The sequence below is a fragment of the Pseudomonas sp. PvP025 genome (genome assembly GCF_017832155.1).
Taxonomy (GTDB): domain Bacteria; phylum Pseudomonadota; class Gammaproteobacteria; order Pseudomonadales; family Pseudomonadaceae; genus Aquipseudomonas.
On record NZ_JAFIBJ010000001.1, the window covers coordinates 1813464 to 1826914 of the forward strand.

The 13451-nt window shown below is 60.2% G+C and carries 11 protein-coding genes; 6 read left to right on the top strand and 5 right to left on the bottom strand.

What is annotated here, in order from left to right; translation table 11 throughout:
- Nucleotides 1-460: 460 nt before the first annotated feature.
- Entirely contained in the window at nucleotides 461-1255 is a 795-nt protein-coding gene (locus JOE32_RS07275) for a helix-turn-helix transcriptional regulator (protein WP_209982753.1), read from the top strand.
- A complete protein-coding gene (gene adeC / locus JOE32_RS07280; RefSeq protein WP_209982755.1) occupies nucleotides 1255-2676 on the top strand; it encodes an AdeC/AdeK/OprM family multidrug efflux complex outer membrane factor in 1422 nt (473 codons plus the stop codon). Before JOE32_RS07275 ends, adeC begins: the two co-directional genes overlap by 1 nt.
- On the opposite strand, the gene JOE32_RS07285 is transcribed toward adeC, so the two are convergent.
- The 5 genes from JOE32_RS07285 to JOE32_RS07305 all read right to left on the bottom strand — a co-directional run bounded on the left by JOE32_RS07285 (nucleotide 2673) and on the right by JOE32_RS07305 (nucleotide 7898).
- The gene (locus JOE32_RS07285) at nucleotides 2673-3515 is read right to left on the bottom strand and encodes a hypothetical protein (RefSeq protein WP_245228992.1); all 843 of its coding nucleotides are present in this window, start codon (nucleotides 3513-3515) and stop codon (nucleotides 2673-2675) included. The genes adeC and JOE32_RS07285 overlap by 4 nt on opposite strands.
- A 29-nt stretch (nucleotides 3516-3544) precedes the next feature.
- Complete coding sequence (locus JOE32_RS07290) at nucleotides 3545-4774, bottom strand: type III secretion protein (RefSeq protein WP_245228993.1); 1230 nt, start codon at nucleotides 4772-4774, stop codon at nucleotides 3545-3547.
- A complete protein-coding gene (locus tag JOE32_RS07295; protein WP_231422942.1) occupies nucleotides 4761-6011 on the bottom strand; it encodes a XylR family transcriptional regulator in 1251 nt (416 codons plus the stop codon). Before JOE32_RS07295 ends, JOE32_RS07290 begins: the two co-directional genes overlap by 14 nt.
- An 88-nt stretch (nucleotides 6012-6099) precedes the next feature.
- The gene (locus JOE32_RS07300; RefSeq protein WP_209982757.1) at nucleotides 6100-6489 is read right to left on the bottom strand and encodes a hypothetical protein; all 390 of its coding nucleotides are present in this window, start codon (nucleotides 6487-6489) and stop codon (nucleotides 6100-6102) included.
- Nucleotides 6486-7898 (bottom strand): PAAR domain-containing protein, encoded by a 1413-nt coding sequence (locus JOE32_RS07305; protein WP_209982759.1) that lies wholly within the window; start codon nucleotides 7896-7898, stop codon nucleotides 6486-6488. The genes JOE32_RS07300 and JOE32_RS07305 overlap by 4 nt, the downstream gene beginning before the upstream one ends.
- 213 nt (nucleotides 7899-8111) lie before the next feature.
- Between JOE32_RS07305 and xylA the strand changes: the two genes are divergently transcribed.
- From xylA to JOE32_RS07325, 4 genes are all read left to right on the top strand, one after another.
- The gene (xylA, locus tag JOE32_RS07310) at nucleotides 8112-9428 is read left to right on the top strand and encodes a xylose isomerase (RefSeq protein ID WP_209982761.1); all 1317 of its coding nucleotides are present in this window, start codon (nucleotides 8112-8114) and stop codon (nucleotides 9426-9428) included.
- 272 nt (nucleotides 9429-9700) lie between these two features.
- The gene (gene xylF / locus JOE32_RS07315; RefSeq protein WP_209982763.1) at nucleotides 9701-10702 is read left to right on the top strand and encodes a D-xylose ABC transporter substrate-binding protein; all 1002 of its coding nucleotides are present in this window, start codon (nucleotides 9701-9703) and stop codon (nucleotides 10700-10702) included.
- 5 nt (nucleotides 10703-10707) lie between these two features.
- On the top strand, nucleotides 10708-12252 hold the full coding sequence (gene xylG, locus JOE32_RS07320; RefSeq protein ID WP_209982765.1) for a D-xylose ABC transporter ATP-binding protein: 1545 nt from the start codon (nucleotides 10708-10710) through the stop codon (nucleotides 12250-12252).
- Complete coding sequence (locus JOE32_RS07325) at nucleotides 12253-13389, top strand: sugar ABC transporter permease (protein WP_209982766.1); 1137 nt, start codon at nucleotides 12253-12255, stop codon at nucleotides 13387-13389.
- The last annotated feature ends 62 nt before the right edge of the window (nucleotides 13390-13451 follow it).

Below are 13451 nucleotides of genomic sequence, written 5' to 3' on the forward strand. Positions count from 1 at the left end.
GCTCGCCAGGGAGGTCCATCACGGCGAAATTGCCGGATTTGAGCATGGGGGTACGGGGCTGCCTGACACCCCAAACCCGGACATTCAAATGAATGGAACCGGCTCGGCTGAAGGTTCACCGCTGAAACGATTAAAGCGGTGTAGGACATTGGCTATATAACGCCGAGGATGGCAATTAGACACCCTCGCTATAAAATTGAATTATCTTTATAAATCAATAATTTATAAAATTATAAAATTCCGAGCTGGTTATTCGTCTGTGGAAATACCTGACAGAACCGTCGATTTAATGGCGGTACTTTTATGGCAGGTTGTGTCCCACGTTTCCGCTACATACGTAGGACAAATCCATATGGCTAAATGAAATCTCGAACGCCGAGTCACGTTCAAGCAACACGGCGCGCCCCGCACAGACCCAGGGCGCCCGATGGCGGTTTTCGACATCAAGGATGAGATGGCTATGAGTCTGACGCGCACCATGAGCAACACAACCAGCCCGCATTTCTATGCCGAAATGGGCGAACTGATTTCAAACAGCGGCCAGGAAGATTTCGCCGCGCACATGCTGCACCTGGTGGACAAATGGGTGCCGATCCACATGGTTGACCTCAGCGAGTGGACCCTCGACGAACTGCACGACCGCGTGCTCGATATCAAGCTGCTGGGCAGTGCGGGGCTCAAAAGCGAGCTGTCTGCGCCCCAGACCCTGCACCCGCTCAAGGACCATCCGCTGCTGCGGGAGATGCTGCGCATGCAGGACCCGCTGCTGATTCAAATGCGCGCCCAACCCAACAGCGCGCACCCGCGCGGCACCTCGCACCAGTGCAACCTCGTGGCACGCCAGGGCAATCGGCGCCAGGTGATTTCGTTCTACCGCCCGCCGGCCCAGCGTGGGTTCTCCCTGGCGGAGCTGTCGTTTCTCAAGTGCCTGTCGGACACCCTGCTGCCGCTGCTGGAGCGTCATGCCCAATGGCTTCACCAGGCGCCGCAGAGCGGCAGGGAACCGGTGCATAACCCGCTGGAGCAATCGCAATTGCAGCGCGAGTTCTACAAGCGGCTGTCGCTGAGCGATATCACGTTGTCGGCACGCGAGCAGGAAGTCTGCCTGGGCCTGCTGACTGGCGGCACCGTGCCGCAGATGGCGGAAAAACTCAGCGTGAAAAACAGCTCGATTGAAACCTACCTCAAGCGCGCTGCCGCCAAACTGGGCGTAAGTGGCCGCCATGGCCTGGCCAAATGGATGGTGGGCGCTTGATGACCAGAACCACCCTCACCGCCGTCGGCATGGCCTGCCTGCTCGGCGGTTGTTCGCTGATTCCCGAGTACCACCGGCCCCAGGCACCGGTGCCGCAGCATTACCCCCAGGACGGGGTGTATCGCCAGGCGCAAGCGGGCACGCAAACCACCTCGGACTGGCAGCACCTGTTCCATGACCCGGCGCTGCAACAGCTGATGAGTGATGCACTGGTCAACAACCGCGACCTGCGGGTGGCGGCGCTGAACGTCGCGGCGTTCCAGGCGCAGTACCGCATCCAGCGTGCCGACCTGTTTCCGGCGGTGTCCGCCACCGGTGCCGGCAAGCGCCAGAACGTGCCGGGGGATGTGACGGGCACCGGCAAGTCAGCGATCACCTCCAGCTATTCGGCCACCCTGGGCATCAGCGCCTATGAACTGGACCTGTTCGGCCGTGTACGCAGCCTCAGCGAACAGGCGATGCTCACCTACCTGGGCACCGCAGAAGCCAGGCGAAGCGCGCAGTTGAGCCTGGTGGCGAATGTCGCCAACGCGTACCTCACGTGGCGCGCCGACCAGGAACTGCTGGACCTGGCCCGGCAAACCCTGGCCGCCAACGAACGCAGCCTGCACCTCACCGAGCGCAGCAAAAGCGCGGGCAAGGCCTCGGCGGTGGATGTGGTGCAAGCGCGCACCAGTGTCGAAAGCACCCGCGCCAGCCTGGCCCGTTACCAGCGCCAGGTGGCCCAGGACCTCAACAGCCTCGCCTTGCTGGTCGGCGGCCCGGTGGACCCAAACCTGCCGTCGCGCCCGCTGGCGGACGACCTGGTAGCTCGGGTGCCCGCCGGCCTGCCCTCGGACCTGCTGCAGCGCCGCCCGGATATCCTCCAGGCCGAATACCAGTTGCAGGCCGCCAACGCCAATATCGGTGCCGCCCGCGCTGCGTTTTTCCCCTCGGTAAGCCTCACGGCCAATGCCGGCAGTGCCAGCACCGAGCTGTCGGGGTTGTTCAAGGGCGGCTCGGGCACCTGGACGTTCCAACCGCAGATCAACCTGCCGATTTTCAACGCTGGCAGCCTGCGTGCCAGCCTCGATTACGCCAGGCTGCAAAAAGACATCACGGTGGCCCAGTACGAAAAATCGATCCAGACCGCCTTTCAGGAAGTGGCCGATGGTCTCGCCGCGCGCCAGACATTCGTCGACCAGCTCAACGCGCAACGGGATTTTGTGGCCGCCAGCCAGCGCTATTACGACCTCGCCCAGCACCGCTATCGCAGCGGAGTGGACAGCAACCTGACGTTCCTGGACGCACAACGCTCGCTGTTCAGCGCGCAGCAGGCGCTGATTGTGGATCGACTGGCGCAGTTGGTGGCAGAGGTGAACCTGTATACGGCGCTGGGTGGCGCGTGGGCCGAAGCCCCGCGCCTGGCCGCTTCGCCCTAGAGCAGTTTCAGCCCGATGATTGAACGGTTGCTCCAATCCGATTCGCGCAGCTCGGATGCCTTCCCGTAGTTATCCAGCTTGCCGTCGATGACTGCCATTGAATGCGCTAAGCCAGAGACCGTGCCGATCGCTCCCTGCCTGAAGTCTTCAAGAGTAGCCGGGGTCACGTAGTTCTTCAGGCCCAGGCGGCGCAGGGCCTGCCCTGGGTACTCGCCATCGTTCAAGCTGTTCAGGGCAGCGGCATAACCCAGGTGGCCGACGCCATCATTGTTTTCCAACTGAGCACGCTTGGCGCTGACGGCATACAGAAACTGCGCATTGACCAGCACATCATTGGGCCTGTCGGCCTTGAAGTCCGAGGCTTTGCCGGCTTGCTCCAACTCTGCGTAACTGATGCGCAGTCTGTAGGCATCGCGCATGACAACCTCAACACCCGTGGCCGTCGCCTGGACGCGCTTGAAGACACCGTGGGGATTATGACCAAACCTCATCATGGCGGCCTTGATTGCGGAAATGGTGACGCAATTCCCTTCAACGTTCTGGTAAAAGTCCGTGAATACGTCAGCGGGTTTTATGCCGATGTTGGCCGCCGTTCCGCGGATGAACCGGCCAGCTCCACCCACCCCCGGATCCAGATTTTCAGCCTGTGTGATGCGTCGGCGATTCACTTCATGGGTGTCATACCGCCCACTCCTGCGTTCGGACAATTGCCTGAGCCGTTCGCCCAACACGCCCAGCGCGCTGATCAACCCCTCTGCATTCTGCCTTGACGCGGGCTCACTCGGCATCTGCGCTGCGGAATAATCGGTCCTTCCAAAATACACATTCAGCCCCAGCATTTTTCACCTCCAATGTGTGACCGGTGCAGTCAATCAGCCAGCGTGGCAACTTTCAGGGAAGGTGAGACGGGCCTGTTATATAACTGCCCCTCCATCACCCCATCAATGATGACGCCGTTCTTGTGGCTGCCGCCTGACATCACCGGCACACCCACTTGCGACCCCAGCGTGTGCGCATCGACAACCCTGATCTGCTGTTCCAGGCCCAGCAAGGACAGGGCCGAGTACCCATCGATGCCCTCGCCCGCCACTGCCAGCACGCCCGGATACGTGCGGCGCGCGTGATAGTCGCTGTCCGTGCCATACATCTTCATGAACGGATCCGACGCTTTGTGAAGGTCCAGCTCCAGGCTCTTGCGCTTGTTCATCACGGCAAACAGGAAGCTGGCATCCTTGACCATTCCTTCATCGCCGCCGCTGAACTTTGCAGCCCTGAACGCCAGGTTCAACTCTTCATTCGATAGAGTGAGTTTGAAGCCATCCCTCATTGTAATGCTGTAGCCGTCCCCGGCATTTACAACGTCCTCACATACACTGGCCGGGCTCTGTCCAAACTTCATCATTGCAACTTTGATGGCGCCTACATGTTCTTCCCTGCCAGCGCTGCCAAAGTAAGGATAGTGTTCGTATGACGCACGCAGCCCGTTGAGGATGTCAGCCGGCTTTTGTCCTTTGGGTACCGCCGATAAGAAGTCTGTGACCGGCTCATAATGTTCAGTTGCAAACATCTCAGTCAGTTCGCTATCAAAATGGGTACGGGTAGCCGCCAGATTTGATCGTTCCATGAACGGTGCCAGCCTGTTGCGCCAGACATTGTCGATGGACACCGGTTCAGTGCGTGGAGCGGGCGCGACGTCCATGGGCGGCGGTGGACTGGGCAGCGTTTTATCCTTGGCCATCCATTTATTCAATGCACCGACCAATGCGTCGTACATCTTCAACAAGGCAGCCAACTCGGGATCTTTTTCCTGCGCCGTTAAATGTTGGCCGATCTCACTGAGTGCCGAGAACGGTCGAAGAGGATTAACGCCATGACTCGCCGCCGGTTGATGATCGACTGGTTCAGGCATTTTGCTGATGGGCGCGGGAGTTTCACCGCCCACGGGAGGCATCATCAGACGATTGTTGTACGCAGAACTCATGAGCATGACATTCAAGTCTCGGTAATTGAAATAAAAGGTCAACCCGTCAACGGGGGTACTTTTGCGTGGCGAATCGAAGATGATCGTTCCGGCCGCCAGCGGGCTAATACGTAACAACGACCTTCGATTTCAAACAATTACCATCGGAGAAATCCGCAGCCTCGGCCTGTTTGTGCGCAGGCACGCTGCCCTGCTGGAACTGACGCGGTGTACAGCCATACTCACGCCGAAACACCGTGTGCAGATACTGCGCCGAGGTAAAGCCGCAACGTGAAGCGATATCGGCAATCGCCAGCGCCTGGTTGCCCAACCCCTTGGCTGCTGCGGCGAGTTTGAAGCGCAGGATCTCGTCATGCACGCTGCAGCCGCGTACCTTGCGAAAGTGCGCTTCCAGGGACGAACGCGACACACCCACATAGGCTGCTACCTGCGCAGTCTTGATGCCCTGGCAGGCGTACTGGCGAATAAACAACAGGGCTTGCATCACATACGGATTGCCCAGCGGTTGATGCAGGCTGGAGGCCTGCACGTTGATCGCGTCCGGTGGCACCAGCACCTGGGTGCCCGTGCAGGGTTTGCCGTGCAGCATCTGGTGCAGCAACGCGGCAGCGGTGCGGCCCATGGTCTCGGTGCCCTGGATCACCGAGCTGAGCGGCACCCGCGTGAGCGTGCGGGTCAGCGGGTCGTTGTCGATGCCGATCAGGGCGACCTGCTCCGGCACCGCAATGCCCGCCGTGAGGCAGGCCTGCAAGAGCTGCCGGGCGCGGGCATCGGTGACGGCAATAATACCGATGGGCTTGGGCAGGCTGTGCAGCCAGGCGATTTGCTGCTCCACCGCGCTGTCCCATAGCGGCGCGCTGGTGCCCAGGCCGCGATAGATCTGCACCGCCAGACCGTCGCGCTGCATCAGCCCACGAAAGGCCTTCTCACGCTCCTGGGCCCAGCGATTGGCCTGGGCTTCGGGCAGGCTGAAACAGGCAAACCGGGCCAGCCCGGCTTCGATCAGGTGTTCGTAGGCAAGCTTCATCAGCGCATGGTTGTCGGTGGCCACGTAGGGAATGCCCTTGGGATAGGCGTGCACATCCTCGTAGGAGCCGCCCACCGCCACGACTGGCAACCTGCTCCCGGCCAGCGCCTCGCCGATCAGCGGGTCATCGAAATCCGCAATGATGCCATCGCCCTGCCAGCGCTCGATGCCCTTGAGGCGGCACAGGAAGTCCTCCTCCAGAAACAGATCCCAGGACGCGCGGGTGCTGCTCAGGTAATTACCGATGCCGGCAATGATGCCGCGGTCGTAGATTTTGCTGCCGTTGAAGAGCAAGGCGATGCGGTGGACGGGCGGTAGGGTTTTCATTGTTTTTATCCTGGGGCCGGTCGGTGCAAACAGGTACGCAGAGGTCTGACTGCCAAGGATAGCGGACCTGGGATGAGGCCCGCTCAACTTACCTAAATTCCACCAGCATGGCTGCAATTACTGACCAAAAGACGGAACCGATCAACATCATCATATTGATGACCAACAGGCGTTTTAGGTGAGGCGGAAAATTTTTGAGATCGACAGGGTCCAGTTCTCCGATGCGAAGAGACGCCTTTGGCAACGTCACCATTCCGGCAATTTTTGATATTTCCCAAAGCGACCAGATTACCCCCCTCTTTCCCAGGCTTGTCCCCCATATATAAATAAAGCGACTGTTCCTCAGTGCCTCTTTCATAGACTCCAGGTGCCGACGACTTAGGTAAAAACTAAAGGTAACGCCAGCAACTGCGAGAAAAACTGGCCCACCTGTAACAATGATTGCAATCCAAGGAGGCCAAGTATCAATACTGGTCATGGTTGTCTGGCCTCGTAAATTTTTTCACCTAAGTACTCACCCGTTTTACCACCGTAAGTCGTACCCACCCATGCGCCGGTACCTACAACAGCAGCAACGCAAATAACACCACCTACCCCTGTTGTGACGCCAAGCGCAACGCAGACCGCAGTACTGGCATAGCTGGCTGCCAATCCGGTTGCACCACCTACAGCGGTTGACCCGACGAATTTTCCTCCTTCGGTAAACTTAACCTTTTCACATGCTGCATCGGAATCCCCATTACACACCTGCTGAACCGCCAACAACGAAGACACCCCGCCAAGCCCAATGCCGATGTACCCCCCTGCCTTCATGTACTTCGTGGCACGACTGACCGCCTCCACATGAGCAGCATACCCCGGAATCTGCCCCGGCCCGCCCGCCTTGTCCCAGTGATGCACCAAGCTGCGGCTGGATATACCCAAGGCCGTTTTCAACTTGGGGTGATCGCCCAGTGTGGTTTGGCCGCGCAAGCGGGTGGAGTTGAGCAGATGAGCATCCAACTGGTTCATCAACCGCTGGCGATCAGCAAAGAACTGCGGTGACCTGAGATGCCCGTGCCGCCGATAGCTGTCTTGATGCAGGCGTTCCATGGCCTGCAGCGTGTCGCGCAAGTTGCTCAGGTGCTTTTCCATCACCACCGCACTGACGCCTAGCCAGGTTGAGGTATGGCCGATGAACCCAGCGATTTCAACGCCATGGCGATACAGAAAGTCGGCCTCATCCGGCGTCAGCTCATCCAGTGATGCGCTGACGTGTTGTGCAGCCTGCATCAGTTGAGCTTCTTCATACGTGCAGGAGGTGTTGTTCGGATCGCTGAGCACGATCATCGAGCCGGCTTTTACGTTACCCGTATTGAGATTAAGCGCTTGAAACTTGCGCATCACCGCCGGATCGGGCGTCGGAAAAAGTGTGGCCTCCAGCGCTTCGCGGGTGATGCTCTGAGGCACGATATAGAAGCCAGGCTTCCGGCCTTGCACATCGGTAAATGTCGTTGGCACTGTACGAGCGGACGGCGTGAAAGCAGATTGAGGCGGCGTTACAGGGTTACCGTTTACAGTTGCCTCGTTCGGTTGAGCAACCCGTTGGCTCGCTGGCGGTTCTGCTTCTCGCTTCTCGTAGGTGGCAGTTAACACCGAAGGAATCAGCCGGGCTCCACAGGGGCAACTGCTGACACTGTCCAGCGTGCCAGCAACACGTTTTCCATTACGCCTCATATGGAAAATTCCGCCTAGGATCCGGAAGTTCCCTGCATGATTTCCGCACGTGACCCGAGCACCTTCCAGAGCACGGTGAAGGCCATGTAACTTGAATGTTGGATCACCTTCGAGAATTCGTCCGCCGCAGGTCGTTTGGTCACCTAAAACAACATAGTGTCCTTTGCTCATTTACTGCACCGCTTAGCTAAAGTTGATCAACAACTAAACTTTGAAGAGGCATACCCCCACCGTAAAGTCAGACGTTTCCTTAAATCCTGTACTCCCAAATCCGTTCCGATCCGTTCACTCAAAATCGCACCCCCCTTTGGTGATTTTCATAATCGGCAAGGCAGGCGCCGTTGCTAGTATCCAGACACCGCCAAGAACAATAAGGAAAACGCCATGCCGTACTTCCCCGGTGTCGAGAAGGTTCGCTTCGAAGGCCCAGACAGCGACGCCCCCCTCGCCTTTCGCCATTACGATGCCGACAAGCTGATCCTCGGCAAACCCATGCGCGAACACCTGCGCATGGCCGTCTGTTATTGGCACACCTTTGTGTGGCCGGGCGCGGATGTGTTTGGCGCAGGCACCTTCAAGCGACCGTGGCAGCGCAGCGGTGATCCGATGGACGTCGCCATTGGCAAGGCGGATGCGGCCTTCGAGTTCTTCTCCAAGCTGGGCATCGACTACTACAGCTTTCACGACACCGATGTCGCGCCCGAGGGCAGCTCGCTCAAGGAATACCGCCATCACTTTGCGCAGATGGTCGATCATCTGGAACGCCATCAGGAGCAGAGCGGCATCAAGCTGCTGTGGGGCACCGCCAATTGCTTCAGCAATCCGCGCTTCGCCGCCGGCGCCGCGAGTAACCCGGACCCGGAAGTGTTTGCCTGGGCCGCCGCTCAGGTGTTCAGCGTGATGAACGCCACACTGCGGCTCAAGGGCTCCAACTATGTGCTGTGGGGCGGCCGTGAAGGCTATGAAACCCTGCTCAATACCGACCTCAAGCGCGAACGCGAACAACTCGGCCGATTCATGCGCATGGTGGTGGAGCACAAGCACAAGATCGGCTTCAAGGGCGACCTGCTGATCGAGCCCAAGCCTCAGGAGCCGACCAAGCATCAGTACGATTACGACAGCGCCACGGTGTTCGGCTTCCTGCACGAGTACGGGCTGGAGCATGAGATCAAGGTCAATATCGAGGCCAACCACGCAACGTTGGCCGGACACAGTTTTCACCATGAAATCGCGACGGCCGTGTCACTGGGCATTTTCGGCAGTATCGACGCCAACCGTGGCGACCCGCAGAACGGTTGGGACACCGACCAGTTTCCCAACAGCGTCGAGGAAATGACCCTGGCCACCTATGAGATCCTCAAGGCTGGCGGATTCAGGAACGGCGGCTATAACTTTGATTCCAAGGTGCGTCGCCAGAGCCTGGACGAAGTGGACCTGTTCCACGGGCATATCGCGGCCATGGATGTGCTCGCCCTGTCGCTGGAACGGGCGGCGGCGATGATGCAGAACGACACACTGCAGCAGTTCAAGGATCAGCGCTATGCTGGCTGGCGGCAGCCCCTTGGCCAGGCGGTGCTGGCGGGGGAATTCAGCCTTGAGTCGCTGGCCGAGCATGCGTTCACCCATGAGATTAACCCGCAGGCGGTGAGTGGGCGGCAGGAGATGCTGGAGGGTGTGGTCAACCGGTTTATCTATCGGTGAGGTTTGGCTTCTGTGGTGAGCCTGCTTCTGTGACAAGCGGGCTTGTTGTGGCGAGCGGGCTTGCCCCGCGTTGGGCTGCGAAGCGGCCCCAAAACCAGACGCCTCGGTTGTATCAGGTAAAACTGCGGTGTATGAATTGGGGGCCGCTTCGCGCCCCAACGCGGGGCAAGCCCGCTCGCCACATAAAGCTCGCTCGCCACAGAGGCCCGCTCGCCACAATCAGTAATGTGTTTGCCTAGAGTCTTCCAACAACAATAAAAGGACGCACTACCATGAAGTCATTCAAACGTACACTGCTTGCCGCCACCCTGGCGGTGCTCGCCCTGCCGGTGATGGCCGATCCCGCCCACCCGAAAATCGGCTTTTCCATCGACGACCTGCGTCTGGAGCGCTGGTCCCGCGACCGTGATTATTTTGTGGCGGCGGCGGAAAAGCTCGATGCCAAGGTGTTTGTGCAATCGGCCGATGCCAATGAGCAAAAGCAGATTTCCCAGATCGAAAACCTGATCTCCCGGGGCGTCGACGTGATCGTGATCGTGCCGTTCAACGCCACGGTGCTGACCAACGCGGTCGCCGAGGCCAAGAAGGCCGGGATCAAGGTGGTGTCCTATGACCGCCTGATTCTCAACGCGGACATCGACGCCTATATCTCCTTCGATAACGAAAAAGTCGGCGAGATGCAGGCCAGCGGCGTGCTGCAGGCGGCGCCCAAGGGCAATTACTTCCTGCTCGGCGGCGCGCCCACCGACAACAATGCCAAGGTGCTGCGCGAAGGCCAGATGAAGGTGCTGCAACCGGCCATCGACAAGGGCGATATCAAGATTGTCGGCCAGCAGTGGGTCAAAGAATGGAACCCCACCGAAGCCCTGAGCATCGTCGAGAATGCCCTGACCCGTAACGACAACAAGATCGACGCCATCGTCGCCTCCAACGATGCCACCGCCGGCGGCGCCATCCAGGCCCTGGCCGCGCAGAAGCTGGCGGGCAAGGTGCCGATCTCCGGGCAGGACGCCGACCTCGCCGCGATCAAGCGCGTGATCGACGGCACCCAGACCATGACCGTGTACAAGCCGCTCAAGCTGATCGCCACTGAAGCCGCCAAACTCTCGGTGCAATTGGCCCGCAGCGAAAAACCGGCCTACAGCTCGCAGTACGACAACGGCAGTAAAAAGGTCGACACCATTCTGCTGACGCCGACCCCGCTGACCAAGGCCAATGTCGACCTGCTGGTGAAGGACGGTTTCTACACCAAAGAGCAGATCGGCGGGCAGTGACCGTCATGTCCGACTACCTGCTGCAGATGAATGGCATCGCCAAACGTTTTGGCGGTGTCAATGCGCTGAACGGCATCGATCTCAAGGTACGGCCCGGCGAGTGCCTGGGCCTGTGCGGCGAAAACGGTGCCGGCAAATCCACGCTGATGAAGGTGCTGTCGGCGGTCTACCCGCACGGCACCTGGGAGGGCGAAATCCTCTGGGACGGGCAGCCGCTCCAGGCTCAGTCCATCCGCGAAACCGAAGCCGCCGGCATCGTCATCATCCACCAGGAGCTGACGCTGGTGCCGGACCTTTCGGTGGCCGAGAACATCTTCATGGGCCACGAGCTGACCCTGCCCGGCGGGCGCATGAACTACCCGGCGATGCTGCACCGCGCCGAAGCCCTGATGCGCGAACTCAAAGTGCCGGACATGAACGTGGCGCTGCCGGTGTCGCAGTATGGCGGCGGCCACCAGCAACTGGTGGAGATCGCCAAGGCCCTCAACAAACAGGCGCGCCTGTTGATCCTCGACGAGCCCTCCTCGGCCCTGACCCGCTCGGAAATCGAGGTGCTGCTCGACATCATCAAGGGGCTCAAGGCCAAGGGCGTGGCCTGCGTGTACATCTCCCACAAGCTTGATGAAGTGGCGGCGGTGTGTGACACCATTGCGGTGATCCGCGACGGCAAACACATCGCAACCACGGCCATGATTGACATGGATATCCCGCAGATCATCACGCAGATGGTCGGGCGTGAAATGAGCAACCTCTACCCTGCCAGGCCTGACGCGGTGGGCGATGTGATCTTCGAGGCGCGTCACGTCACCTGCTACGACGTGGACAACCCCAGGCGCAAGCGCGTCGACGATATTTCCTTCGTGCTCAAGCGTGGCGAAATCCTCGGCATCGCCGGGCTGGTGGGCGCCGGGCGCACGGAGCTGGTATCGGCGCTGTTCGGCGCCTACCCCGGCCGCTACAGCGCCGAGGTGTGGCTGGATGGCGCAGTGATCGACACGCGCACGCCGCTCAAATCGATCCGCGCCGGGCTGTGCATGGTGCCCGAGGACCGCAAGCGCCAGGGCATCATTCCCGACCTCGGCGTGGGCCAGAACATCACCCTGGCGGTGCTCGACACCTATGCGCACCTGACGCGCATCGATGCCGAGGCCGAACTGGGGAGCATCGACCAGCAGATCGCGCGCATGCACCTGAAAACCGCCAGCCCGTTCTTGCCGATCACCAGCCTCTCCGGCGGCAACCAGCAAAAGGCGGTGCTGGCGAAAATGCTGATGGCCAAGCCCAGGGTGCTGATCCTCGACGAGCCCACGCGCGGGGTGGACGTGGGCGCCAAATACGAGATCTACAAGCTGATGGTTGCACTGGCGGCCGAGGGCGTGGCGATCATCATGGTGTCGTCGGAGCTGGCCGAAGTGCTGGGGGTGTCGAACCGCGTGCTGGTGATCGGCGACGGCCAGCTGCGCGGCGACTTCGACAACCAAGGCCTTACCCAGGAACAGGTGCTCGCCGCTGCGCTCAGTCAAAACAATAACGATCGGAAGACCGCCTAGATGAATCAGGTCAAACACCTTTTTACCCGCTACAAAATGCTCGCGCTGGTAATTGCCGTGGCGTTCATCTGGCTGTTTTTCAGTTGGCAGACCGAGGGCGGTTTTCTCACGCCGCGCAACCTGTCCAACCTGCTGCGGCAGATGTCGATCACCGGGATTCTGGCGTGCGGTATGGTGCTGGTGATCATCAGCGGCGAGATCGATTTGTCGGTGGGCTCGTTGCTCGGATTGCTGGGCGGGCTGGCGGCGATTCTCGACGTGGTGTATCACGTTCCGCTGCTGGCCAACCTGAGCCTGGTGGCGTTGTGCGGGCTGATGATCGGCCTGGCCAACGGCTACATGACGGCGTACCTGCGCATCCCCTCGTTCATTGTCGGTCTGGGCGGCATGCTGGCGTTTCGCGGGATTCTGCTGGGGATCACCGGCGGCACCACCATCGCGCCGGTGTCGCCGTCGCTGGTGTATGTGGGCCAGGGTTATCTGCCGCATGAGGTGGGTATCGGGCTTGGGGTCTTGCTGTTTGCACTCACCGTGTTTCTCACCTGGAAGCAACGGCGCAATCGCGCACTGCACGGCCTGGCCGCGCATTCGCCGGTGCGTGACGGGCTGCGTGTGGTGCTGATCGGCGCGGTGCTGGCCGGGTTTGTCACCACGCTCAACAGCTACGACGGCATTCCGGTGCCGGTGCTGCTGTTGCTGGCGCTGCTCGGGGTGTTCAGCTACGTCACCAGCCAGACCGTGTTCGGCCGCCGGGTGTATGCGGTGGGCAGCAACATGGAAGCCACGCGGCTGTCGGGCATCAATGTGCAGGCGGTGAAACTGTGGATCTTCGGCATCATGGGCGTGATGTGCGCCCTCGCCGGCCTGGTCAATACCGCGCGCCTGGCGGCCGGTTCGCCGTCGGCCGGGAACATGGGAGAGCTGGATGCGATTGCCGCGTGCTTTATCGGCGGCACCTCGATGCGCGGCGGCTCGGGCACGGTGTATGGCGCGCTGCTGGGGGCGCTGGTGATTACCAGCCTGGATAACGGCATGTCGATGCTGGACGTGGACAGTTACTGGCAGATGATCGTCAAGGGCAGCATTCTGGTGCTGGCGGTGTGGGTGGATGTGAGTACGCGAGCCGGGCGTCGCTGAGGTCATTGGTGCGAGAAGGGGCTTGGTCCCGATAACGCTAGGTCAGCCACAGATAAGGTGAC